Source organism: Stenotrophomonas sp. GD03680 (genome assembly GCF_029844625.1).
Lineage (GTDB): Bacteria > Pseudomonadota > Gammaproteobacteria > Xanthomonadales > Xanthomonadaceae > Stenotrophomonas > Stenotrophomonas maltophilia_P.
The window spans coordinates 222,261-244,398 of record NZ_JAOCKC010000005.1 but is presented as its reverse complement, the minus strand read 5'-3'; the positions used below and the strand labels follow the sequence as shown (position 1 = coordinate 244,398).

The following is a 22,138-nucleotide window of genomic DNA, read 5'->3' as shown; positions in this document are numbered from 1 at the left end:
CCGAGTCTACCGCGCCCGCCATCATCAACGCCTACAGGCGATCGTCGACCACGCTGCGCGGCCAGGCCGATTTCACGTCATACACCAGGCCGCCGGGCGCCAGCAGGCCGCGGATGCGGGCTTCATCCATCGCCTTGAAACTGGCATGCGCCACTGCCAATACGACCGCGTCGTAACAGCCGGCCTTCGGCTCGGCCAGCCACCGCACACCGGCATCGGCCAAGGCCGCCGGGCCCACCCATGGATCGCTGACATCGACCTGGGCGCCTGCGTCTGCCAGGCGCTGCGCCAGCTCCAGCGCACGACTGTTGCGCAGATCGGGGCAGTCTTCCTTGAAGGTGACGCCCAGCACCAGCACGCGCGCCTGGGCCGCGGTCCGCCCGCGCTCGGCCAACATGGCCAGGACGCGCATGGCCACGTGCTCGCCGACACGGTTGTTGACCTGCCGCGCGGTGTGGATGAGGTCCGGGTGGTAACCCACACTTTCCGACTTGTGCAGCAGGTAGTAGGGATCCACGCCGATGCAGTGGCCACCGACCAGACCGGGACGGAACGGCAGGAAATTCCACTTGCTGCCCGCGGCGTCCAGCACGTCCTGGGTATCGATGCCGAGACGGTCGAAAATCAGCGCCAGCTCGTTGACCAGGGCGATGTTGACGTCGCGCTGGATGTTCTCGACCACCTTGGCCGCTTCGGCAACGCGCATCGATGGCGCCGGGAAGGTGCCTGCGTCGATGATGCGGCGGTACAGCCCATCGACCACCGACGCCACCTCCGGTGTCGAACCCGACGTGATCTTGCGGATATCCGCCAGACGGCGCTGGCGGTCCCCCGGGCTGACCCGCTCCGGACTGTAGCCGCAGTAGAAATCTTCGTTGAATCGCAGGCCCGAACCCTGCTCCAGCAAGGGCACGCAGACTTCCTCGGTCGTGCCGGGATAGACCGTGGACTCGTAGATCACCAGATCGCCGGCGCGCAGATGGCTGGCGATCAACCGCGTCGCCGAGCGCAGGGGTTCCAGATCAGGCTGCTCGTAGGCATCGATGGGCGTCGGCACGGTGACGATGTACACGTTGCACTCGTCCAGCCGCGCAGGGTCGCTGCTGTACTCCAGCTGGCGTGCAGCGGCGAGTTCCCCGGCCTCCACCTCCAGCGTGTGGTCCTGGCCCGCGCGCAGCTCGGCGATGCGTTCGGGGTCGATGTCGAAGCCGAGCGTCCGCTGTTCCCGGCCGAAGGCCACGGCCAGTGGCAGGCCCACGTAACCCAGACCGATCACCGCGAACCGAGGCGCTTCCGCCGCCGACACCGGCACGCTCATCAATGTACCCGCCATGCCGGCAGCGACGGATCGCCCACTGCCGCCGCTTCGGCCATCACGCTCATTCGCTGCCCACTCCGGGAAGTCTTCGCAAGAGGGCTACAGCGTAACGGTGTCAGGACCTTGTCGCCAAGGTCAGGAGCCCAGTGCGACCGCGGCAGGCTCCAGCTCGCCATCGGCCCCGGTCCAGGCCTGCAGCAGGTGCTCGAACCCCACGCTGCCCAGCGTCAACCCCGGCCACGCCTCACCGACGATCTGTGCCAGCAGCTCCGCCTCGATGCGTCGCGTCCCCATGTTCCAGCGGGGGAACGCCCGCTGCGGCACGGGCGCCCGGCACAGCACCTTCAACTGGGTATGGCTGCGGGCATTGAGGATGCGCGGGAACACCGAATCGATACCATCCTGCGGACCTTCGAGATACTGCAGGAAGCGCGCACCGTCGAACATCAGCACCCCGGTGACGCCAGCCACGCGATTGAACGCCGTGGCATCGGCCAGCAGGCGGTCAAGATCGGATGTCCGCAGATCGGCGCGGGCATCGCTGACGTAGGCGATCGCGTAGAGCGACATCAGGTGGCTCCCCCCCTGGGAACGATGGTCGGGACTATGGCATGAATGGGCGCTACAGTTAAGCGCGCCGTGCGATGCCCGGCCGCCGGTGCTGGAGCCCCCGCTGGGCTACAATCGGCGCCGCACTGCAGGCCCGGATGGCGAAACTGGTAGACGCATCGGACTTAAAATCCGCCGACCGCAAGGTCATGCCGGTTCGATTCCGGCTCCGGGCACCATCGCACGTTTCGGGGAGCCGACGTGTTCGCCACGATTCACCCCGATTCGGCGCGCAATCAGGCACTTAGGGTGATCCGAACTTCCGCGATCACCACGATTTGCCCGGACTTGCCCGGCTACTCTCCCCAAAAATTCCCCATATGATGCGGCCATGGCCAGCATCCAACGATCGGGGAACAAGTGGCGCGTGCAGGTGTACGTGGCAGGCGTTCGCGACTCGACTACCAAGCACACGAAGCAGGAAGCTGCGAAGTGGGCTCTTGAGCGAGAGGCGGAGCTTCGAGGTGGGAAGCTGCCAGACAAGTCACTGCGCGAAGCGATGCGCCGCTACGTCAAGGAAGAGGCGCCCAAGCGAGCTGGCGAACGGTGGGAGGCGGTCCGCATCGCTGCTTGGGAACGGGCGCTTCCGCTCCTGGACCGGCGCATCGCGGCGATCGACAGTTCGGACATCATCGCTTGGCGAGATGGAAGACTGAAGCAGGTCAAGCCTGGGACGGTTGCTCGCGAAATGAACCTGATGCGGTCCGTATTCGAGACGGCGCGCCGGGAATGGAAGTGGATCAAGCAAAACCCCATGTCGGACGTTCGCTGGCCGCAACAGCCTAAAGGCCGCGCGCGACGCGTATCTCCCACTGAGGAAGCCGACCTGATCGCAGCGTTCGGGCTCGAGACGGGTCTGTCGGCGGAAACGGCCACCCAGCGGACGGGCTTGGCGTTCCTTCTAGCGCTTGAGACCGCAATGCGGTCAGGTGAGATCCTGTCGCTGACTTGGCCGAACGTGCATCTTTCCGAGCAGTACGTGCACTTGCCAAAAACCAAGAACGGCGACGCGAGGGATGTACCGCTCAGCCGGCGGGCCTGCGAGATCCTGAGAGCACTTCCCCTTGGCTTCGGGCCCGTCTTCCAGCTCAAGTCTGCCGTGCGAGATGCGCTCTGGCGAAAAGTTCGAGACTCGACGGGCCATCGCGAAGTGCACTTCCACGACAGCCGAGCCGAGGCCATCTGGAGGCTCTCTAAGAAGTTGGATATCTTGCAGTTGGCTAGAATCATCGGACATCGAGACCTCAAGTCTTTGATGATCTACTACCACGAACCTGCCTCTGAGATCGCCCGCCAGCTGGGGTAATGTTCGGCCTCGATACTACCGGGCGACCTTGCCTTATGAGGGAGTGACATGTCCGTGTACAGCAATGTTCTCGAGACGAACTGCGCCTAAGCCATGCCAGGTCACCTCGCAACCACCACACACACTTTTAGCTCTAGACAAGCTTTTACGACACGCAACTGTCCATCAATCTGGCGCCTGTTGTGCGCCCGATCAGCCTCCGACGCCCACCCCGTCCACGCAATGGCTTACGGGGGCAGGGTCGCGACGAAGTAGTCGGGCTTCCCAACCGTGCCCCACTGGCGGACGGCCAGGCGGACCAGGTCCTTTGCGCGCATAGCGTCGACGGGGGAGGTTCCACTGTGGACGTAGTAATCGACCCACCCATACTCGTTCAACGGCTCCACGTCGCACGACAGGTGCAGCAGGAAGTCGGCATCCTCCCGCTCGTCATCCGGTGGCTCGATCCCCAGCCGCTAGCGCAGTTCGTGGGCCAAGCGCCGTGCCGGCGTCCTCATGGTGTCAACCACGACGATCCCGTGGGCCACCAGGTCGTCGGCGATCATCGTCGTGGAGTGCGGAGAGCGGAAAACTGGAATCTTCATGCGACCGCCATTGCTGGGAGGGTGGACTGAATCGTGCCCTTTCGCTATCCCACAGCCTGAGACACCTGGGGTCCGGAAGCTCCAAGCGCTACCCATCAAAAGTTGCTACCTCATACGCATCGAAGGCATGATGATCGGCCACCAAAGGCCGGTGCGAATGATACAAGGAGTAGTAGCTTGCGTATTGTAGGAATGGTTCTTGCTCTATGTGCAGCAATGACAAGTGGTCAACTGATGGCGCAGACAGGGCTACCAGAGATCACGATGTGTGACGGATGTCCGGTTAGCCAGAAGCTGCAACTTGCCAGAGAGAAGTCGCAGGGTCTCGGGTTTGAGTTGATCGGAGATCGCACTACCGGTGAGGTCAAAGGCTGGATCGTCAACCATATCGATCCCGCAGGCGGTATACCGCTCGGCGTCCATCCCGCCGATCACCAGATTTCAGAGGCGGTGAAGCGTCAGTTTGCGGCCTACTCAGCTGTCTATCGTGAGCGACAGAACACGGCGCCCATTGAGATCACTGTGAACCTCGCCAACGCGCGTGTTGCGAGCCGAGCAATGGTCGTGACAGCTGCCGATTTGCCAGCCGCGTTTCCAGACTCGGCATTCGACGTGACCGAAGACGGTGCTGCGCGCGCCAGCCTGATCAATTGGATGAAGGACACCAACAACTGGGAGAACAACCTCACCTCGCAGGCTATTCTTTACGCGCGCATGACGTTGCTAGAAGGCCGCGCATGGTATTCCGGCCTAGACTACCAAATCACCATCACCGCCAATTTTGCTGATGGCGGCAAAGTGGTTCTTAGGTACAACTCTACAACCCAGCAGGTCGAGTTCGTGGAGGCAAGAGACTCGGTCGGCAACCTTCTCTCGATCGTCTCTGATCAACCTGTTCCGGTTGACTACTCCTGGTACAACCGACCTGAAGCTAAGAATCAGCCTGACTACCACCGGGGCATTCAGTGGCTAAACGCGCGCGGAGTGATATCTAGCGGTGGAACTGTGCGTACAGGAACCGTGATCGTCGGCGGCGTGGTCAAAGTCCAGGAGAAATGACCTGATGGCGTCGTCAGCTTCAAGACTGATCCCCTATCTGCCATTCGCACTGGCCCTGGTCTGTTCAGCAGCAGCTGGCGGCGCCGGTTCTCTAGGCGCCTTCTACTATGCAATCGGGTTTGTGATGTTGCTCATTGGGCAACTTATATGGGTCAGGGCTCATTCCCCTACATCTTATGGTAGAGCGTTCACGCTGTTCGCATTTATCTGCATAGCTTCCTTGGCTTACTTCCTACCCTCGCTCCCGAAAGGGACGTCACAAATCACCCAGTCGCAGCTTCTGTCAACTGGATTGTGGGCGGGGACGTCTGTAGTGATCGTTCTGCTCGGTCAGATGCTTGCGAGGCGAATGAACTGGAGGCGAGGAAATTGTATAGCCCTGATCACTGTTCTCGCCGCCTTTTTGAGTGTAGGAGTGGCATGGATCCACACGCCCTCACAAAAGCCGCCGATCAGTGCTGCGCTGCTGCCTGTCGCAGGCTTCTGGCCCGGTGTTGCCGACGCGATCGGGGGAGACCCCATCGAAGTTGACTTACCGCGACGGCATCAGCCGGTCGAGTAATCTGAAAGCTCGGGCAACAAATTCCAGTCGAGCTTCCGCGACTGGGGGCAGAGACGACCGACCACGCCAACGAGGTGGTGGGATGGCGCCGACACATGCCAGCAGGAACAAGGCGGAGGCGGCATATCGCCGCGGGCAGCTTCTAGACAAGCGCCGCCCACTCAGGGAGGAATGGGCAGCGCACTTCGGCCTCAGCTCAAACGCCGCGCCGTAGCTGCTGCAGCGCCGCCCTAACCCGCAGCTTCTGAGGATCCCTCGCCCTGGGCTTGGTAGCTGCCGGCGGATTGCGCGGCTCCAGCGCCTCTTTGATTCGTGTCAAATCCAGCACCCCAGACTCAGCCAGGCACCGGGCCTGTTGCTGCTGCGCGCGCGTAGGCGGCAGGCCGGGCAGTGGCGGGGGCAGCCGGATCGGGGTGCTATCCGTCAGCCGGGCGACGGCCTCGCGCAGGGGCAGCTCGGGATAGAGCCTGGCCGCGCACCAACGCTCGGCGTACCGCTTCGCCTGCCGGACGCTCGCCGCGCGCACTTCCTTTACCTGCCACATCTTCTGGCCTTCCATCCACAGGCGTACGCCGGACCCGCCATCAGCGATGACGCTCGCTGTCTCCCGGCCGTTGTACCAGAGCGCCCAGCGCTCACCGGTCTGGACCCAGCCAGAGGGGATCGGGGTGGTGCGGAAACCGTGGTGGCCGTGCGAAGCAAGCATGGCCGGAAGGATACGACCGGCGGTCGCAGCTGCTGCGACTTACATCAGCCGCCGCATGAACTAGTCATGCAAGCTGGTCCACAGCTCAGTAAAAGCAATGGCCCCGACATGCGGGGCCATTGCGGTTGAAGGACAATTCCTCTTTACCAGCCGTTCTTGTCATTCATAGTGCGCTCCTACTTCCACGGGGGTAAAAATCTATGATGTTCGTCGCTACGTCAGCCACCCGGAACAACACTCTGGATGCCGTTAGCGGCATCCCTATTGAGCTTCGCGTTCGCTTCTTTTGTGTCTTCGGCTTTGCGTCGCTCAGTCCAACTTCCAGCAATCCGCTCCAACTCTACGTAGGTGCGGAAATCCTCGGTCTCCTTCCTCGTTGCGAGGATGTACGGCTTGAAGACCGCCCAAGTTCGGATGATACGGGTTGCTTCTAGGCCATAAGCATAGTCTTCATTCAGAAGTTTTGCGTGAATTGCGCCGCAAAATTCCTCGAACTCATCCAAATACTGGGCTACAACGGCATCGTGGTTAGGCGACCTCTTGATGCATTTGACCGCATTGTCGTCCATCGGTTCCCCCTTCTTCCGGGCATCGCTGAACCCGCAAGTGTTGGACACATGGCTCAATTGCCGGCGAACCTGAACGGTGATCAGGTCGCCGAAATACTGATGGTAGGTAAGCGCACTGTTGATCGCTGCCGTGTGAGCGGCCTGAGCGGCCGTCGTCCTGATCTGGCGAGCGATCAGAACCAGTGATAGCAGACCCACAACCACCGCACCGGTTTGGACCACAGACATTGCAGCCGATACTGAACGCTGTTCAGATGGGATCATCCAGATGACTACGCCCACCACTACCGCGACGCAAAACGCGAACACGGTGGCGAAGCCCTTCATCTCAGACACAGATGAGATCCACTGAAAGAATCCGCCGCTGGCTACTCGAACTTCCTTGCTCACAACGACACCGTCCATTTTTGTGAACGCGACATTAACACAAAACACGCCGTCTGCAAGGTCGTTAGCGGCGAGTGCGCTCACGACTTTGGAGGTAGCCGTCAACCAGGATCCACGTGATCAAACCCTCCGTTCCGATACTTTAAAGCCATGTGTGGCCGACTCGTGTAGCCCTCAGCGCCTAGTCTCCGATCGGCCCGAGGTCCTTCACTACTGCCTGGCCCTTCTGCAGGAATCCGAGTAAGAGCCGGCCACCGGCCACCCGCCGCCCTTCAACTGCGTTGAGGTAGCTCGCCTGTAGGCGGCCGGCCGCCAAGATCTCTGCTTGAGCCATGCTCGGGGTTAAGCCTCTGAGCGGCTCACCTGGCGACGCCAGCTGACCAGTGATCGGCTGTACTGTCGCCGGTCGACCGTCGGCATTCTTCAGGTGCGCGGTCGCCACCATCCGGCTTTGCTGTGGCGACCACCCGCCCAGGACGATCTCCGTCCCCAGCCGCTCAACAGAGAGACCGGCCTCGGCCACCGCCTCTTCGTACTTGGGCCACAGCTGGTCGATGACCGAGCCGAGCTCAGTACTCAGCTTTTCCAGCGTGAACTCCGCCCGGAAGCTCGCCTGCAGAGCCAGCTCGTAGATCCGGAGAAAGAACTGGGTAGATCCCCTCGCCGCCAGCAGGAGGTTGTGCTGTGGGATCAGCAACATCTTGGCGCCAGCCGACTGAACGCCGGTGAGAGCGTCCTCGGCAAGCGTATCAACTGCAACGACCATCTGCTCGCGACTGAGTAAGACGTTGAGGATGCTCATAGGGTGATCCACTGGCGTTACAGAGGACTATGGGGGGAAGGTAGACCCAAGTCCATCTAAGGGCAGACGCAAGGCGTGAAGGGGGGCGCAAAGCGCGGCATGATAGGCGTCACACCCCCACCCATTCAAAAACAAATGCCGAACACTGGACTGTTCCAGCTCAACTCAGTCGAGGGAGTCAGGGACGAAGATGGAGCTTTGATCCAGGTCACTCGCATCGACGCGACTTGCATGCAGTGCGGAAGATGGTTCGCAGCAACAACCGAACGCAATCTGGAGGACGTCAATGGAGCGGCGATCCTCAGCTGCCCAGCTTGCAATAATCGGCAGGCGATAAGCCGCGACCGCCTGCAAGACTTTCAGTAACCCTAGTTGGCGGGCCGCATGCCCGAGCTATTCGGAAGACTCCCCGCCCCGATGCACGCGTGATATGCGCCAGCCACCATGCGACTTGAAGTAACCGGTGTCCCCGGTAAGCGAGTATCTGAGTCCCACCCACGCCGAGGTAAGGACTGGTGTATGCCAACCGCGTGCCTTCCGATAGGCATAGCGAAACGCGTCCATCACCGGAGACTCAATCGTCGGATGCGACGGCTAGCCAGGGATTTGCATCCCCAAACGATTGCATGGACGAGAGCAAGCAATGCACCTGCGGCCAACGCCGGGCCGGCGAGGGAAATGAGAAGATTCACGGCGGCGGTCCTACAAGCCCGTGGGGGGAGTGAGCACGGCCAAACGCCCGGGCATTGAGCGTCCAGCAGTCCCCCTACCGCTCTGCTTCAAACATCGCTGCCCAGGCGTGAGCGCGGCGTGAATTCCCAGTAGTCAAAGCCGCGCGGCTCGCACAATGCGATGGCGATGCTGCTGGCCAGCGAGCCCCCATCCATGGAGGCCTACCGGGTCAGTCGGGCGGTCAACACGCCCAGGAACAACCGCGAGGATCTGCTGCAGCCGGTGGCGTGAGCCAGCCCCGCGCCGAGGCCGCTACGGTCAGATGTCGATGCCGCTGGTCGCCAGCGATGCCTTGACCGAGGCGTACATGTTCTGGATCGTGGCCTGCGCCAGCACCCGGTCGAACCAGTAGGCCGACAGCGCGCCGCGCACGCTCTGGTTCAACGTGCCCGCCGAAGCGCCCAGGATTCGATGCGTGGCGATGCTGGCCGGCAGGGTCGCGTTGGTCACCTCCGCCATGCTGCCCGTGCGCGGCCGGTACAGCCGCAGGATGCTGGCACCTGCACCGGGACGGTTGTCGAAGGTGCCGACCACCATCTCCCAGCGATCACCGCCATCCTTGGGCAGGCTGGCCGCGTAGTTGGTGCTGCCGGCGCGCGCCAAGGCGACCAGGTTCCCGCCGCTGCTGACACCGATGCCGGCGGAGTCACCGCCCGAGGTGTTCGCGTTGCCCATCAGCGTCTGGTTGACGCCGCCGGCGGTCTGCCGGAACACGGACATGAACGACAACGGCAGGTTTGCGGCCGCAGGCACGTACAGCGCAGTGCCAGTGGCCACCGAGACCGATTGCGAGTCGACCTCGTAGGAACCCCCGTTCGAGAGCTGCGCATCCAGCCCGGCCGCGATGCGGTTGTTCAACGTGAAGTTCAGCGTCTTGGCCAGACGGAAGTGGCCGTCCGGCACCACGCCACCCCAATCGATCGGCGGTTCCAGGTCGAGGATGATCGTGTCCGGGAACGAAGCCGGCGCGGCGTACTGGCGAATGATGGTGGGCATTGGGTCGTCCTCACAGATAGTTGTACTTGCAGGCCAGGGCCAGCGGCGGGTTGGCGGAAAGGTGGAAGCCGCCGTCGTTGACGGTCAGCAGGCTCTTGGCGTCCGGGTCGTACCAGATGCCCTCGATCGACTGCGAGCCCTTCAGCGTGTGCGTTTCCAGCAGGTCCATCGTGTCGGCGTCGTAGACCAAGGCCTGGCCGTCCACGCCATTGGCGCCCACCGTGGCCCACAGGCGGTTTCGTCCCTGTTCGTAGTGCAGCTGGTCGGCCTGCGGGTGGATGCCCGTCTGGGTGCGAAGCACCGACCCGTCCGCGCACGACACCAGCCGGATCGTGTTGGTGCCCTCGTCCGGGGTGTAGATCGCATCCAGGTCGGGCCGGTAGGCGATGCCGTTGAGGGTGTGCGACACCACGATCTCGTCCAGCAGCTTCACGCCGGCCAAGGAGATGTGGCGGATGATCTTGTTCGTCTTGTCGGCAAACCAGATCGTGTCGTCGGAGGTGTCCCAGGCCACGCCCTGAATCGACTGGATGCCCGGGAAGGCAGCTGTGTTGCAGGGAATCTCCCAGAGGATCCGCCGCATGTCCGGCGAGGTGCACACGATCGAGCACAGGAACGGCGCCGTCTGGCCACCCGAACTCCCCTCATAGGCGCGACCGTCGTTGCCGACCAGCCTGCAGCCCAGCCACTTCCCCGTGCTGATCACGTCCAGGCCGGTGCAGGTCCAGCCGCCGCTGGCATTCTCTCCCTGCGCGCCGTTGGGGAGCGATGCCTGATCCACCAGCACGAACTGCGTTGGCTCGGGCGTACCGCTCGGCCACTGGGAACCATCGGCCCAGAGAATCCGGCCCACTCGCCCTACACTGTCGATCTCCACCAGCAGCGCGTTCGCCAGGTAGCCCGCCAGCCCCTGCGCCCACTCCTGGTAGTTCCCGTGCCAGTCGATGCGACCGTCCACCGCCGCGGTGCTGGAGTCCACCATCGCCACCGTCATTCCGCCCACCTTCGTTCGAAGAAATTCCCGGGTGCCATCGGCATGCACGGCAAATGCAACATTTGCCTCCGGATCCTGGTCGATTTCCAGATAGCCCCCCGGCACCGTTGAGACGAACCGACCCGCGATCGCTTCCACTTCGGCCTTGCTCGCCTTGGACGCCAGCACATTGGCGGACAACCACTCCCAGCCGTCCGGATCAGCCGTCCTTTTCACGTATCGTCCGGCATTCGGCACGATCTGGCCGCCCGGCTTGATGGGGTCCACGTGCGACCCTGAATCAGTCTCGGGCGAAATGTCGGCTCCAGTACCGATCGCAGCAGCGGTGCCCGGCAGCTCCGTGATCAATCGCTGCCACGTCGACTCCGCGATGACTCCACCGCTCTGCCCTGCCTTCAACGCGTCAATGTCGGCCTTTGCCGATTTGGGCAGCGGCAGCTCGCCAACCGGGAACACGGCCAGTTTCCGCCCTGGCGTCGCGCCGACCAGTACATCATCCACTCCGGCCAGCCGCCGCGGGAGGTCCGCCGCCGGAATGACCTGCCGCCCGTCAATTGTCGTCATCGTGCAGTTCTCACAGTACGGCCGAGGCGTCGACGGCCCCGGTGTTGAAGTTGGCCAGCGCAAGCGCCTGACGAATGCTCACGTCCAACAGCACCTGGTCGGACCACATCACCAGCTGTGGCGTCTCTCCCAGCAGCGCGAGCAGCACGTCACGGGCAACTTCATCTGCCTTCGCTGGGCGCGGATCACTGTGCTGGAACTCGCGCTCGATTGCCTTGCCGTCGGCGCCGACCAGCGGCATCCCTGCCGCGCTGACGGCGCGAGCACGACCGCGGAAGAGAATCTGCCCGCCCTGCAGCGTGCGGGTACAAATCACGGCCACCAGGTCCCCGGTGTCCAGCTCGACCACGGTCTGGCCGGCGTCGACGGGAACACCCTCCTTTTTCACATAGCTCATATCGGTTGCTCCTCGAATGCCGGGTTCTTCGCTCCACCACTACCGCCGCCGCCGCCGATGCTGCCGCCACCACTGCCAGAAGACCCGGCAGGTGGGAACGTGATCTGCAGGGCGGTGATCGCCACGTTGCCGTTGGTGTTGGCCGTCTCCACGATGTTGGTCGTCACTCGCAACTGCCGGCTTCCGCCCTGCAGCTGCGGGTCGTAGTAGTAGAGATAGACGGTGACCTTCTGCCCTGCTGCGCCGGTCAGGCTGGCGCTGCTGGCCGCGTAGGCCACCTGCACCGAGCCGATGACCAAGGTGCCGGCCGTGACGCTGATGGTGGCCACCGACGCGCCTTCAGCATCGCTGGACGCGGCGAAGGTCACCGATGTGGTCATGTCCCACATCGACTGCTGATTCCCAATGTTGGGCAGAGCCGCCGCACCGACGCGGTTGGTGTCTGGCACGTTCACTTCCACGTCCACCCAGTCCGACGCACGACCATTCACCCCTATGGAGCGCATCTGCAGCTCGTAGGGCGTACCTCGCTGCAACTCTCGGACCACAAACACCTGACCGGCCACCTGGCTGCGGTACTGCCAGGCGGTGTCCGGTGCGCCCACCTCTCGAACGCGGAGCTCGTACGACGCGATAGGGACCGTCATCGCGCCATCTCCACCGTGTTGTAACCGTGGCTGGGGGCAGTGCCGATTCTGACCACCGCGGTCGGGATGCCCGCATCATCGACTTCGTCATTGACCGGATCCGACACCGCCACGGTCACCTTGGGAGCCGCCGGCACGCCGTAGTCGCGGCCGCTGATCTCGCTGACGATCGACTCCGGCGGGTTCTTCCAGTACGGGTCCACACGCGGGTCATAGGCCACGGCGGTGAAGGAGGACGAAAGATCCTCGGCATAGCGGACACCTGTCACGATCAGGGTTGCCATCTCCACGCCGCGCTCGCCAAGCACAACGCGGTCACCGGCCACGATGCCCGCTGGGCGGCTGTCCAGGTAGAAGATGTCGCTGAACGGACTGTGCGGACGGCAGTTCACCTTCCGCTTCCCGCCACCGGAGGTACGGGTCTGGATGCCATAGAGCTTGGTCGGATCGGTCTCGATCTCGGTGTCCAGCACCAGCGTTGCGCCCGACCCGTCCGGTGTGCCATCGACCAGGCTGACCACGCGGCCCCAGCCCGTCCCCCACTCTGCCACGTCATGAGCCACGTCAATCACGTCGCCGCGGACGATTCCCAACCCCGAGATGTCGGTGGTGAAGCTGTAGACGGTACTTCTGAACTCTCCCTGCGCCAGGTGATACCGCCCGATGCACCACGCTTGCTTCGCGAGCATGGCCCAGTCCAGCCGAAAGGTCTCAAACAGCGTCGCGGCAGGATCGCTGGACGGGTTGCCTCTGGCGTCCTTACCACGATAGCTGTAGCCGTCCCGCGCCACGATGATTTCATCGTCCTGCCAGTCTGCTTCCGGATTCTTGAACTGAACCCGCAGCGCGTGCGGCAGATCGATGAACTGGCGGCTGGCGCTGAACGACGTGATATCCAGCGGGGAGAGCTCGGCGGTGGCTTCGGAGACGTTGCGATCGAACACCACACAGTAGCGCCCATCACGGTTTCCCAAGTCCCCGAGGCCAGCGCTCAGAACCTTCTTCAACAGGTCATGGGCGGTGATCGGCGCATCCACCACCATTCGGCATTCCAGTCCGTTGGTGTAGCAGTGAGCCGCGAAGTCCGCAAACGAGTTGAGGTCGATGCGCGATGCCGGCACATGCTCGGACAGCGCGGGCGACTGGGTCATGAGCCAGTAGGCGATCCACGCCGGGTTCCGCGTCTTCTGGTTCGACCACGTGTTGGTGCCGCGGTTGTAAACCGGGATCGTCGTCTGGGCCAGCACGCTGAACGTCTGCAGGGTGCCCGACAGCTGATCGGTGCCCAGCACCCGCACGTTGAGTTTCAGCGTCCCGGTGGTGCTCGGATCGGTGTAGCGGATGCTGCGGAACGAGGTCCAGATTGCGCCGTCGGCCCAGGTCCGGGTCGTCTGGTTCTTGCGCTCCACGCGCGTTACCCGCACCTCGTACTGACCCGTGTCCACGTCCCAGGCGATGCCGGAGGCGAAGGGATCGCGCGTCTGATCCCAGCTCAGGAACAGGCCGGGTGCAGGCGCGGTGGTCGGATACTCGCTGGCACCGGGCGTCCAGGTGCTGAGCAGCTTCGAAAGACGCGGCGAAGCAGGAGCCAGCCACGTCGAGCCGCCCACCGGGCGGTACTCAACCCGCCACAACACCCACATCGGCCAGCCCTTGTCCAGCGAGTCGCCGAACACCTTCAGGCCGTTGGAGAACAGCAGGTCCAGGCTGATGGCGTCCACGCCAGGCGCCGTCGTGCGGGTCACCTGGTCGCCCTCGGTGTTCATGGTCGCATTGACCGCCTGCTCGTCAATGTCGTTGGTGTACAGCTTGGCCGGCGCCGAGCCCGGCCAGCTCAGTTCCCACCAGAACGAGTTGTAGCTGCTGACAGGGGTGTCCCCAATCCGCATATCCGACACCGTGATAACCCCGAAGCCGAGATCGAACATGCAGCACTGGTAGGCGTTGTGTCCCACCACATCGGTGTACGGCATGGCCGCGTGGGGCGGATACAGCCGGTGCTCGCCAAGCACCAGAGGAATGACCCCATAGGGATTGATCTGGTTCGAGCTGCCGGTCAAGGCGTTCCAAGTCTTCGCCGACTCCGATCCACCGCCTGACGTCATCGGCACCGACACGAGCGCATTTACTGCCAAGGAGGCAGCAAGGGTGATTCCGGATGCGATCGCGTTACCCGCAGCGGCACTCCAGCCGGCTCCCTTGGCGAGCGCAGCACCCCAGCCCGGGGCGTAATAGGCGACCACGATCATCGCCACCGCCGCCAAGATCTGGCGCGCGCCGCCCTTGGCCAGGCCCTGCCGCAAGACATCAATGCGGGCGCCGGGCTTGGGTCGCACTCGGCCCCAAGCGTGGCGAGGAATCACGTACCCTCCCACCCTGACGACCACGTCGGGCGATATCCGCGCACCGCTGGCCACTTCCTCCAGCATCTGCTGTAGCGACTGCCCTGCCGTAGCAAAGGAAATCCCCGGCACGGCGAACTCATGAGCACGCAGATGCAATTGCGTCTGGCTCATCCATAACCTCCTACATAGCGATAGAAGCCCGAAATACGGGCCTCCCACAACGGCGAACCCAGGCGCTCGACGCGGCTGGTCATGCCCTCCTCCACGTGCAGGAAGTCGCCACTACCCAGACAAACGCCCACATGCCACGGCCGGCCGGCGTTGTTGAACACCACCACGTCCAGTCGCTCCGGCACTTCAACCCTTACCCACCCTCTCGCATCCTCGGGCGCGTCCACGACTGGCATAGGGATGCCATGCTCGGCCATCACCTGCCGGACGAACTCCCGACAGAACTTCTCGCCCTGGTAGGGAATTCCAACCCAGCGCCTCATACGAACAGCCCCGGAGAGGTGGAGGGGGTATACGTCTGCGCCGGAACCCCCTGATTGAGGAAGTCCTCCTGGTAGCCGAGCTGTACCTCCAGTTCCATCAGGTCGAAGTCGACCTGCAGCACCGAGAAGGTGAATGGCCCCATCTCAACCACGCTGGGCTGGCTCGCCAGCACGGCTTCGAGCCGTACCTGCGGGCGGGGGCCCTGTAGCGTCTTGATTTGCCGAGTAATCTCGCGGTCCACGTTGTCAATCCGAAGAGCGACCTTCGGCGTCGCATCATCGGTGTCGTCCGGGAACGACGCCTCAAAGGAGCAGGGATTCCACACAGCACTGCCGCGCACCACCGGTTCGGTATTGTTGACGATGCGGATCGTCTGCAGATCCGGGTGCGTAATGGTCAGTAGACACAGCCAAGCCTCGGCGGTCTCCTCGGCCAAGATCGATTGAGCTGCAAGTGATGAAAGGATGCGAGGCATGTCAGGTCGCCGGCCAGTTCTTGTTGTCGTAGAAGTCCAAGGGGAAATGACCATCGACTCTAGAGAAGCGCTCCAGCACCAATGCGACCTCCCAATAATTCGCACTCACCGGCCTCGCTGTTGGCTTGCCCATGAAGCGGTAAACAGCGACGTTGTCTGCGGACTCAGGAATGCGAAAGTCACGCCAGATGAAGCGCGCGGTCCTCCTAAGCGTCGTGAGGTAGAACCCGTTGAGAACCTGAAACTGTGCTCGGGTCAGGAGGAGCGAAACCTTCACCGCATCGGGAACCAGGGTGACGCGGGGCCGGCGCTTTGCCGGCCCCGCTTGCATCGTCGTGGAGATCACGCCTTCGTCGCCGTCGTCCTCCGAGTAGCCTTCGACCAATGGCGATGGAAGGCTCGACGGCCATCGCGCAAGTTCAGCCACGGCTTACCCCCTTGCGGCGCAGCCCAAACGCCTGCTCCTGGGCTTTTGCTACGGCGCCACCGCGCGCAATATCGCGGGCGACGATGGATATCACCCACTTCTCTCCATCGAACTGCACGTCCTGTGGCTGGACGTCCATCTGGCTCCCTCCCTCGTTGATGACGTTGATCTTGATGTTCGGCGCCTGGCTTCCCGCCAGGCCGGCTCCCACGTGCGCCGATACGCCAAGTCGACCGTCTGGTCCTCGCCGCAGTGGCATGATCGCTTCCGGCCCCGCCTCGCCAAACACGCCTGCACCTTTGGCGAAAGCGAATAGCTGCGGAGAGCTGTACACACCTCCTGAGTAGGAGGACAGGCTGGGCGATGTGTAGACGCCGCCCAGCGCGTTGCGTCCGATGTTTGCAAGAAGGCCGGCGTTGATCTGCTGGGTTCCTGCGGTTACCGCTGCGCCGCCAGCTGCGGTAACTCCTCCACCCCAAGCCCCAGAGAACAGGTTTGCGATGCCTACCACCGCCTGCTTTGCCGCGATACGCGTCAGGTCGGCGATGATCGAGTTAGCAAGATCGGAGAACCTCAGCTTGCCCGTCATCGCGAACTGCACCAGCGCATCCTCTGCCCCTTGGAAGGCGCTGGTGAACGCTGACTGGCTCTGTGCAGCGGCGTTGCTCGCGTCGTTGGCGTAGTCCTCGAACGCAGCGCGCGCGCCGTTTCTCCAGTCTCCCATTGCCGCAAGCCGTCGTGCCTGATACTCATCCTCAAGCCGGAGTTGCCGGTCACGGTGGTCGGCCGCGTTCGCAGCGAGCTTGTCCCACTGATCCTGATCGGTGGCCACCTGGCGGTCGCCCAAGCGCTTCAGCTCGTCCTCATACTCCCGCTGCACGTCCATCTGTCGGCGCAGCTGGGCAACGGCGTCCTGGCCTCGGCCGTAGCTCATCAAGTCCAGCTCGTTGCCCCGTCGCCGCGACTCTGCCTGCTGGTCGAATATGGCCTGCTGACGGGTGAGAGCCTCCAGCGTCTTCTTCTGCTTGTCCTTGGCCTCGACCAGGTCGCCGGTAGTCTTCAGCTCCTCCAGCATCGTCCGGATGCGCTTTCGATCCGCCTCCGGAATCTTGCTCCCCAGCCGGTCCAGCTCCTCCAGCACCTGCACCCGCAGTCGCTGACTGACGGTGAGCTTCTCCTCGCTGCCGGCCTGCTCCTTGTTCAGTGCTACCTGCTGCTGGATCCTCGCAACGATTGCTGTGGCCGGATTCGTCTTGGAGCCGCCAACGCGGCGAGCCTCAGCCTCCTGGAACTGCTTTCGCGATGCGGCGACTTCGCGGTCGATGTCGGCCTGATCCTTGCCGAGCTTCTTGCCCAGAGCAACGATGCGCGCCTCTTCTGCGAGCTGTTTCTGCCGCTTGGAAAGATTCTGTCCTGCAAGCCGGTCCCACTCCTCTTGCGCCTTCTTGCGCTCCTTAATCGCCTTAGATTCGGCTGCGCTATCGATGGCCTGCTCAGCGCCATCAGCGTAGATCCCTGCCATTCGGACTGTGGGCTTAGAGGCCAGGCCCCAGTAGCGCTCGGCGAAGCTGTTCGCAGCACCAAGCAGATCAGCGGCAATTCGGAACTGCCCCATCACTGGTGTGACCACGGCCGCGCCCTTGGCAACGGCACCCTTGTCTGTGCCGACATACCTGGTTGCGAGGCGGTCCGTCAGATCGATGTAGCGCCCAAGTTCATTGAATGCTTCGCTCGTGCTCTTCTTGACCTCCTGCCACCATAGGGACGTTGCCGAAAGTGAATCACGCGCCCTCGTGGCCACATCATCAAGGTTGTCGTAGTAGATGCGGACGGCGGCCGACACGGCCTCCTGCTGCCTTCCCTCCTCCTGAAGGGCGGTCACTCGATCCAATTGAGCGCGCGTGAGGAAATGCTCGGCCTCGTTGAGCTTGAGCAGACCCTTCACTGGATCCTTTGCCAGCTCCTCGAACTTCGCAATGGTGGTGTCTATGCTTTGTCCGGTGGCGCCCTCCATTTCGGCTGCAGATTTCGACACCAGTTGGAACTGTTCGCCGGTGAACCGGCCCGACGCGGCCACCTGTGTCAGAGCCGCTAGAGCTTTGCCCCGCGTGACGCCACCCAAGTTATCCATCTGCCGCGCGAGGACGGCGATCTGATCGGCGCTGGTTCCGGCGTAGTTTCCAGTCGTGATGAGAGCAAGCTCTGCTTGCCTCTGGGCCTCCCCGACCTGATACCAGGCAACACCTAGCGCGGCCGTTGCAGCGGCCGCAGCAGTGAGCGGGTTGATCATCGACAGCAGCTGCGAAGCCAAGGCCGCCGCTGCCGGCCGGATCCCGCCGAACATGTCCTTTAGCTGGCCCCCCTGTTGCAGGAACACTGTCAGCGGGTTCTGGCCACCCTGCAGGCTGACAGCAATGTCCGTGATCTGCGCCGGCACACCACGCATGGCGGCGGCCTGCTGGGCTGCGCTGACGCCGTACGCGTTCAGTTCCTTGCCGGAGCGCTTGGCCGCCGCTTCCGCGCGGGCGAGCTTCTGCACAATTTCATCCAGCACCGGCCCGCTGGTCCGCAGCGCGGCGTTGTAGGCCAATTGCTGGGACCGGGTCATGCCCAGCGTATTGGCCTGCCGCACCAGCGTATCGACCCGCGCCCGCTCCGCGCGGGACAGCTGCTGATACTGCTCCTGAGCGCGGCTCGACATGTCGGCAACACCACGCTGTGCTGCCGTGATGGCACTGTCAAACTGCGCAGTATCGACCACCAGGTCGATCCGGGCTGCGCCCAGTGATGGCTCTGCCATGATCAGTCCTTGTTGATTTCGGCCAGGGCTGCGCCCTCAATAATGCGCATTGCGGCCATGACCTCGGCCCGGCGATCACCGATCAACCCTTCGCGGTCCAACTCTTGGAACACGACGTTGTAGTCCAGGCCAAACGGCCCTCCGGCGCTTGCACGCCACTGGGTGGAGACCCGGGAGAAGATTTCGATAGGCAGCGAGCACTCGGGCCACAGCTGCACCTCTGGCGGCTGGTAGTGCTTCGCTTTGAGGCCGACTTGTGCGAGCTCGGCCTCGGTGGGGGCGCGCCAGTACAGCGCCCCCACCGCCTCGATCAGTTTCCCTTGCGGGCCACCTGGATCGCCTGCGCGTAGCCGGTGATGATCACCGCATCCAGGCCGATCTGCTGCTGCAGGGCCTCATCCACGCCGGCCGTATCCAGCGCCACGTCGGCGTCCCACTCAGCCACCATGTCGAGGATCGCCTGCGTGGGCGTGGTCTCCTGTGCAGCCAGGCGCTGCAGGAGCGCGGTGTAAGCCTCCTGCGTCATGTGCCGGTAGCTCAGGTTGAGCTTCTGCTCGCGACCGTGGCCGACGATGGTCAACGATGCCTTGAAGGTCTCCGGAGCCTTTACCTTGAACATCAGGCGCCCTCCACCAGGATCGAGTCAGCCAGGGCCGTGAACGTTGCGGTGGTCCCCATCGGGGTGTTGGCGGTCATGGTCGGGTCGCCGTCGTAGCTCAGGTAGCCATACCAATACAGCACATCGCCGCCGAGCAGCTTCGCACGCAGGACCACCGGTTCTCCCTTGGCGTCGGCGGTCTTGAGGGCCGGATACCAGGGCTTGGAAGGGTCGTAGTACAGCGGGATGGTGATGGTCTTGGCGTTCTTGAAGGTCGGGATCTGGATCTGACGGCCGGTCGGATCCTCCAGCAGCGTGCCCGTCCAGTACTGCTGCTCGCCGCCGGCAGTCGTCGGGTCTCCCTGCTGGTCCAGGTCGATGAACTCGCCCGCTTTACGCAGGGTGCCAGCGCCGCTGGTTCCCGGATAGATGACCGTATCAGTGGTGTCAGTTCCAAGCAGCTCGATGGCATCGGCCAACTCGGCACCGGCACGGGTCACTCGATTGTTGAGGGCTGGCCAGCCGGGGATCGCCAGCACGACCACGTCGTCGGTGTCCACCGAGTTCGCCGGAATGCTTGCCAGTGCCGGGGATGCCTTGGAGATACCGGTGGTCGCGATGGCTGCGGGAACCACGGGTGCGAAGCCGAACTGGGTTCCCTTCGGGAGCTTGAGTGCCATGTGTTGTGTTCCTCTGGTTGAAAACGAAAAGCCCGGCACGTGGCCGGGCGGATGCGGGTTTAAGGCAGTTGCTACGGATCAGGGAACCAGAGCCCGAAGTCGATGCGCGCTCCGTAGGCCTTGATGGACGGCTCGTACATGGCGACTGCGGCACCGTAGGGCTCACAATGCGGCACACCGGTGCAGACAGCGTCCTCTATTCTGCGGATCAGCGTATTTGCTTCGGGCCGGGACTTTGACCATACGGTTATCTGGACCCGCGCATGCTTATGGTCCGGCATCGATCCTTCAAGGAACCACAGCGCCTGGCCGCCGACCTGCTGATAGAGCGCCAACGGGAAGACCTGCTGGTCTGGCGGCACATCGGGGTAGAAGCGTCCTTGCACCAGGGGGGCGATCAGCGCATGCAGGGACGGTTCGTAGCTCATGGACCTCCCCCTCGCGCTTCGCGCAGCAGTTCGGGAAGCCTCTCCCGCCCTCTTTCCAGCATCGCTGCCTGCGCGCGCGCCAGGGATGCCTCATACCCTGGTCGCACGAAGGGCTTGGCCGGCACCCACTTTGGCTGCGCCAGCAGCGCGCCGAGCGTCCAAGAGCCGTCCTTGTCCTTGTAGACCGCGTGCGTCTGCCAGTGTCCAAACTCGACCAGATGCCCGTGCGGCGCCTTCTTGGCGTTCCAGGAGACGGAATACACCTGCTGGACGTCTGTGGAGCGGCCGTCGCGGTACGCCAGATAGATCGCGTCGCGGAGGCTGCCGGGCCGCAGGCTCCCGCCCTCCTCCGTACCGACCGGCGCGCGCAGCTTCACCTCGTCCCGAATGACTTGGCCGCCGGCAACACCCATGGACCGCGCAAGGCCGATACGAGCCTCGAGCAGCGCCTCCAGCCCCTTGACCGCCTCGGAGAAGTCCACGTTCGCCTTGATGCTCATCCGCTGTTCCCTCCCTGCTCGGTGATGATGAAGGCGCGATCCTTGCGACGGAGGTCACGAGTGATTCCCTTGACCTCAAACACGAGTCCCTCGTAGAGGATCCGCATGGTCGCGTCGATCCCCAGCTCCTTCACGGTCTGATACCTGGCCATGAAGCTGTATCGGGAGATTGACGCCGGCACTCCGCCCTGGAGCCCGGATCGGATGGCTCCAAGGCCGGTCTCACCAGCGATGCTGACCATGATCTCGTCCACAAGCTCCCAGCCTTGGACGGGTTGACCCCAGTCATCAGTGCCGGAGGCCGGCCGCTCGACGCGAACCTTTCGATTGAGTAAACCGGCGCGCATCAGAATGACTTCCTGTACCAGAGGAGCCGCTCAACACCGAACTGCACGTCATTCGATACCTCGCCGATCACAACCGCCTCTCGGTTGGCGACCCAGTGGCCCACCAGCAGAAGTGCAGCTTGCACCACGTCCGGCGCCAGGTTCATCTCATCCGGCCCGGCTGGCTCACCCTCGACCAGCTTCCGGTCACAGTGCTGCTCGATGTGGGCCAACGCGGCCGCCACATACTGCTGCAGCAGGACGTCGTCCACGTCGGCAACGATGTTGCACTGCTTGCGCACCAGATCCAGGTCGAGGGTGACGGCCATTAGGCGGGATCCTTGTTCTGGGCTTCGGCCAGCACCGCTGCCAGGCGAGCAACGCCCCAGCGGCGATCGAACTCGACGCCGGCGGCCTCCAGCTGCTGGATCAGGAGCGCTCTTTCATCAGCGCCGACCTGATCGGTTGCCGGGCTGCCTGCGGCGGCATCGGCTACAGCGCCGGCCGTGCCAGCTTCACCAGATGCAGCACCATCGCCCGCCGGTGCGCCTGTGCCTGGACCTGCGTCGGTACTGGTAGCTCCGCCCACACCGTCGCCCTCGCCAGCCTTCAGTTCGCTGGGCTTGGCCGGCTTCGTCTCCTGCGGTGCGGCACCTTCGTGGACCTGCACCACCAGGCCCTTGCCGACCAGCGCGTGTCCGTATTCCGGATCCACGCCGTCGAACACGTCGCCGGCCTTCACATCGGCGGACTCGGCGTTGAGCTTCGGGGCGTCGCCGCGGAAGCCCCATTTGGCTTTGATCTTCATTTTCCTGCTCCGTATAGAAAGAGA

The 22,138-nt window shown here is 63.4% G+C and carries 25 protein-coding genes, 1 tRNA gene and 1 pseudogene; 4 read left to right on the top strand and 23 right to left on the bottom strand.

Annotated features, from left to right (window positions below; all coding sequences use genetic code 11):
* Positions 1–31 precede the first annotated feature (31 nt).
* Together N5J29_RS09370 and N5J29_RS09365 are read right to left on the bottom strand one after the other, a co-directional pair.
* The gene (locus N5J29_RS09370; protein WP_065181245.1) at positions 32–1,318 is read right to left on the bottom strand and encodes a nucleotide sugar dehydrogenase; all 1,287 of its coding nucleotides are present in this window, start codon (positions 1,316–1,318) and stop codon (positions 32–34) included.
* A gap of 135 nt (positions 1,319–1,453) precedes the next feature.
* Positions 1,454–1,888 (bottom strand): BLUF domain-containing protein, encoded by a 435-nt coding sequence (locus N5J29_RS09365; RefSeq protein WP_053519798.1) that lies wholly within the window; start codon positions 1,886–1,888, stop codon positions 1,454–1,456.
* A 131-nt stretch (positions 1,889–2,019) separates the two neighbouring features.
* Here N5J29_RS09365 and N5J29_RS09360 point away from each other — a divergent pair.
* Together N5J29_RS09360 and N5J29_RS09355 are read left to right on the top strand one after the other, a co-directional pair.
* Positions 2,020–2,106 (top strand) — tRNA-Leu (locus N5J29_RS09360).
* A gap of 152 nt (positions 2,107–2,258) precedes the next feature.
* Positions 2,259–3,233, top strand: coding sequence for a site-specific integrase (locus N5J29_RS09355; RefSeq protein WP_279924334.1), 975 nt, complete (start codon positions 2,259–2,261; stop codon positions 3,231–3,233).
* A gap of 455 nt (positions 3,234–3,688) precedes the next feature.
* Here the strand turns inward: N5J29_RS09355 and N5J29_RS09350 are convergent, their stop codons facing one another.
* Complete coding sequence (locus N5J29_RS09350; RefSeq protein ID WP_279924333.1) at positions 3,689–3,817, bottom strand: hypothetical protein; 129 nt, start codon at positions 3,815–3,817, stop codon at positions 3,689–3,691.
* 177 nt (positions 3,818–3,994) lie between these two features.
* Between N5J29_RS09350 and N5J29_RS09345 the strand changes: the two genes are divergently transcribed.
* Positions 3,995–4,876, top strand: a complete 882-nt coding sequence (locus tag N5J29_RS09345) for a hypothetical protein (RefSeq protein ID WP_154582387.1) — start codon at positions 3,995–3,997, stop codon at positions 4,874–4,876.
* Positions 4,877–5,634: 758 nt separating this feature from the next.
* Here the strand turns inward: N5J29_RS09345 and N5J29_RS09340 are convergent.
* From N5J29_RS09340 to N5J29_RS09330, 3 genes are all read right to left on the bottom strand, one after another.
* Positions 5,635–6,144 carry a hypothetical protein gene (locus tag N5J29_RS09340; RefSeq protein WP_279924332.1) on the bottom strand — a complete coding sequence of 170 codons (510 nt, stop codon included), beginning with the start codon at positions 6,142–6,144 and terminating at the stop codon, positions 5,635–5,637.
* Positions 6,145–6,362: 218 nt separating this feature from the next.
* Entirely contained in the window at positions 6,363–7,184 is an 822-nt protein-coding gene (locus N5J29_RS09335; protein WP_279924331.1) for a DUF4760 domain-containing protein, read from the bottom strand.
* Between the two features lie 97 nt (positions 7,185–7,281).
* Entirely contained in the window at positions 7,282–7,902 is a 621-nt protein-coding gene (locus N5J29_RS09330) for a hypothetical protein (protein ID WP_279924330.1), read from the bottom strand.
* An 843-nt stretch (positions 7,903–8,745) separates the two neighbouring features.
* On the opposite strand from N5J29_RS09330, the pseudogene N5J29_RS19270 reads away from it, so the two are divergent.
* A pseudogene (locus N5J29_RS19270) lies at positions 8,746–8,865 on the top strand (SOS response-associated peptidase); the annotation flags it as partial.
* Between the two features lie 27 nt (positions 8,866–8,892).
* Here the strand turns inward: N5J29_RS19270 and N5J29_RS09325 are convergent.
* From N5J29_RS09325 to N5J29_RS09245, 17 genes are all read right to left on the bottom strand, one after another.
* Positions 8,893–9,630 carry a hypothetical protein gene (locus tag N5J29_RS09325; protein WP_279924329.1) on the bottom strand — a complete coding sequence of 246 codons (738 nt, stop codon included), beginning with the start codon at positions 9,628–9,630 and terminating at the stop codon, positions 8,893–8,895.
* A gap of 10 nt (positions 9,631–9,640) precedes the next feature.
* On the bottom strand, positions 9,641–11,251 hold the full coding sequence (locus N5J29_RS09320) for a WD40 repeat domain-containing protein (RefSeq protein ID WP_279924328.1): 1,611 nt from the start codon (positions 11,249–11,251) through the stop codon (positions 9,641–9,643).
* Positions 11,199–11,585, bottom strand: a complete 387-nt coding sequence (locus N5J29_RS09315; protein WP_279924327.1) for a hypothetical protein — start codon at positions 11,583–11,585, stop codon at positions 11,199–11,201. The genes N5J29_RS09320 and N5J29_RS09315 overlap by 53 nt, the downstream gene beginning before the upstream one ends.
* Positions 11,582–12,232, bottom strand: coding sequence for a hypothetical protein (locus tag N5J29_RS09310; protein ID WP_279924326.1), 651 nt, complete (start codon positions 12,230–12,232; stop codon positions 11,582–11,584). The genes N5J29_RS09315 and N5J29_RS09310 overlap by 4 nt, the downstream gene beginning before the upstream one ends.
* Positions 12,229–14,748 (bottom strand): hypothetical protein, encoded by a 2,520-nt coding sequence (locus tag N5J29_RS09305; protein ID WP_279924325.1) that lies wholly within the window; start codon positions 14,746–14,748, stop codon positions 12,229–12,231. Before N5J29_RS09305 ends, N5J29_RS09310 begins: the two co-directional genes overlap by 4 nt.
* Positions 14,745–15,071: an NlpC/P60 family protein gene (locus N5J29_RS09300; RefSeq protein ID WP_279924324.1), complete on the bottom strand. Its 327-nt coding sequence runs from the start codon at positions 15,069–15,071 to the stop codon at positions 14,745–14,747. Before N5J29_RS09300 ends, N5J29_RS09305 begins: the two co-directional genes overlap by 4 nt.
* On the bottom strand, positions 15,068–15,547 hold the full coding sequence (locus N5J29_RS09295) for a DUF1833 family protein (RefSeq protein WP_279924323.1): 480 nt from the start codon (positions 15,545–15,547) through the stop codon (positions 15,068–15,070). The genes N5J29_RS09300 and N5J29_RS09295 overlap by 4 nt, the downstream gene beginning before the upstream one ends.
* A gap of 1 nt (position 15,548) precedes the next feature.
* On the bottom strand, positions 15,549–15,974 hold the full coding sequence (locus N5J29_RS09290; RefSeq protein WP_279924322.1) for a hypothetical protein: 426 nt from the start codon (positions 15,972–15,974) through the stop codon (positions 15,549–15,551).
* Positions 15,967–18,774, bottom strand: a complete 2,808-nt coding sequence (locus N5J29_RS09285; RefSeq protein WP_279924321.1) for a phage tail tape measure protein — start codon at positions 18,772–18,774, stop codon at positions 15,967–15,969. Before N5J29_RS09285 ends, N5J29_RS09290 begins: the two co-directional genes overlap by 8 nt.
* 2 nt (positions 18,775–18,776) lie before the next feature.
* Complete coding sequence (locus tag N5J29_RS09280) at positions 18,777–19,076, bottom strand: DUF1799 domain-containing protein (RefSeq protein ID WP_279924320.1); 300 nt, start codon at positions 19,074–19,076, stop codon at positions 18,777–18,779.
* 8 nt (positions 19,077–19,084) lie between these two features.
* On the bottom strand, positions 19,085–19,393 hold the full coding sequence (locus N5J29_RS09275) for a phage tail assembly chaperone (RefSeq protein ID WP_053519619.1): 309 nt from the start codon (positions 19,391–19,393) through the stop codon (positions 19,085–19,087).
* Positions 19,393–20,052, bottom strand: coding sequence for a phage tail protein (locus N5J29_RS09270; RefSeq protein ID WP_279924319.1), 660 nt, complete (start codon positions 20,050–20,052; stop codon positions 19,393–19,395). Before N5J29_RS09270 ends, N5J29_RS09275 begins: the two co-directional genes overlap by 1 nt.
* A gap of 71 nt (positions 20,053–20,123) precedes the next feature.
* Positions 20,124–20,480, bottom strand: a complete 357-nt coding sequence (locus N5J29_RS09265) for a DUF3168 domain-containing protein (protein WP_279924318.1) — start codon at positions 20,478–20,480, stop codon at positions 20,124–20,126.
* Entirely contained in the window at positions 20,477–20,980 is a 504-nt protein-coding gene (locus N5J29_RS09260) for an HK97 gp10 family phage protein (RefSeq protein ID WP_279924317.1), read from the bottom strand. The genes N5J29_RS09265 and N5J29_RS09260 overlap by 4 nt, the downstream gene beginning before the upstream one ends.
* A complete protein-coding gene (locus N5J29_RS09255) occupies positions 20,977–21,327 on the bottom strand; it encodes a head-tail adaptor protein (RefSeq protein WP_279924316.1) in 351 nt (116 codons plus the stop codon). The genes N5J29_RS09260 and N5J29_RS09255 overlap by 4 nt, the downstream gene beginning before the upstream one ends.
* Entirely contained in the window at positions 21,327–21,635 is a 309-nt protein-coding gene (locus N5J29_RS09250) for a head-tail connector protein (RefSeq protein WP_279924315.1), read from the bottom strand. The genes N5J29_RS09255 and N5J29_RS09250 overlap by 1 nt, the downstream gene beginning before the upstream one ends.
* Positions 21,635–22,114, bottom strand: coding sequence for a hypothetical protein (locus tag N5J29_RS09245; RefSeq protein WP_279924314.1), 480 nt, complete (start codon positions 22,112–22,114; stop codon positions 21,635–21,637). The genes N5J29_RS09250 and N5J29_RS09245 overlap by 1 nt, the downstream gene beginning before the upstream one ends.
* Between the last annotated feature and the right edge of the window lie 24 nt (positions 22,115–22,138).

Bases quoted from the DNA above. Each gene is read 5' to 3' on its own strand.
- N5J29_RS09270 (WP_279924319.1), bottom strand. From the start codon at position 20,052: ATGGCACTCAAGCTCCCGAAGGGAACCCAGTTCGGCTTCGCACCCGTG.
- N5J29_RS09315 (WP_279924327.1), bottom strand. From the start codon at position 11,585: ATGAGCTATGTGAAAAAGGAGGGTGTTCCCGTCGACGCCGGCCAGACC.
- N5J29_RS09330 (WP_279924330.1), bottom strand. From the start codon at position 7,902: ATGAGCATCCTCAACGTCTTACTCAGTCGCGAGCAGATGGTCGTTGCA.
- N5J29_RS09310 (WP_279924326.1), bottom strand. From the start codon at position 12,232: ATGACGGTCCCTATCGCGTCGTACGAGCTCCGCGTTCGAGAGGTGGGC.
- N5J29_RS09340 (WP_279924332.1), bottom strand. From the start codon at position 6,144: ATGCTTGCTTCGCACGGCCACCACGGTTTCCGCACCACCCCGATCCCC.
- N5J29_RS09275 (WP_053519619.1), bottom strand. From the start codon at position 19,393: ATGTTCAAGGTAAAGGCTCCGGAGACCTTCAAGGCATCGTTGACCATC.
- N5J29_RS09370 (WP_065181245.1), bottom strand. From the start codon at position 1,318: ATGAGCGTGCCGGTGTCGGCGGCGGAAGCGCCTCGGTTCGCGGTGATC.
- N5J29_RS09255 (WP_279924316.1), bottom strand. From the start codon at position 21,327: ATGCGCGCCGGTTTACTCAATCGAAAGGTTCGCGTCGAGCGGCCGGCC.
- N5J29_RS09250 (WP_279924315.1), bottom strand. From the start codon at position 21,635: ATGGCCGTCACCCTCGACCTGGATCTGGTGCGCAAGCAGTGCAACATC.
- N5J29_RS09325 (WP_279924329.1), bottom strand. From the start codon at position 9,630: ATGCCCACCATCATTCGCCAGTACGCCGCGCCGGCTTCGTTCCCGGAC.
- N5J29_RS09305 (WP_279924325.1), bottom strand. From the start codon at position 14,748: ATGAGCCAGACGCAATTGCATCTGCGTGCTCATGAGTTCGCCGTGCCG.
- N5J29_RS09285 (WP_279924321.1), bottom strand. From the start codon at position 18,774: ATGGCAGAGCCATCACTGGGCGCAGCCCGGATCGACCTGGTGGTCGAT.
- N5J29_RS09350 (WP_279924333.1), bottom strand. From the start codon at position 3,817: ATGAAGATTCCAGTTTTCCGCTCTCCGCACTCCACGACGATGATCGCC.
- N5J29_RS09295 (WP_279924323.1), bottom strand. From the start codon at position 15,547: ATGCCTCGCATCCTTTCATCACTTGCAGCTCAATCGATCTTGGCCGAG.
- N5J29_RS09365 (WP_053519798.1), bottom strand. From the start codon at position 1,888: ATGTCGCTCTACGCGATCGCCTACGTCAGCGATGCCCGCGCCGATCTG.
- N5J29_RS09260 (WP_279924317.1), bottom strand. From the start codon at position 20,980: ATGAGCATCAAGGCGAACGTGGACTTCTCCGAGGCGGTCAAGGGGCTG.
- N5J29_RS09300 (WP_279924324.1), bottom strand. From the start codon at position 15,071: ATGAGGCGCTGGGTTGGAATTCCCTACCAGGGCGAGAAGTTCTGTCGG.
- N5J29_RS09245 (WP_279924314.1), bottom strand. From the start codon at position 22,114: ATGAAGATCAAAGCCAAATGGGGCTTCCGCGGCGACGCCCCGAAGCTC.
- N5J29_RS09265 (WP_279924318.1), bottom strand. From the start codon at position 20,480: ATGAGCTACGAACCGTCCCTGCATGCGCTGATCGCCCCCCTGGTGCAA.
- N5J29_RS09355 (WP_279924334.1), top strand. From the start codon at position 2,259: ATGGCCAGCATCCAACGATCGGGGAACAAGTGGCGCGTGCAGGTGTAC.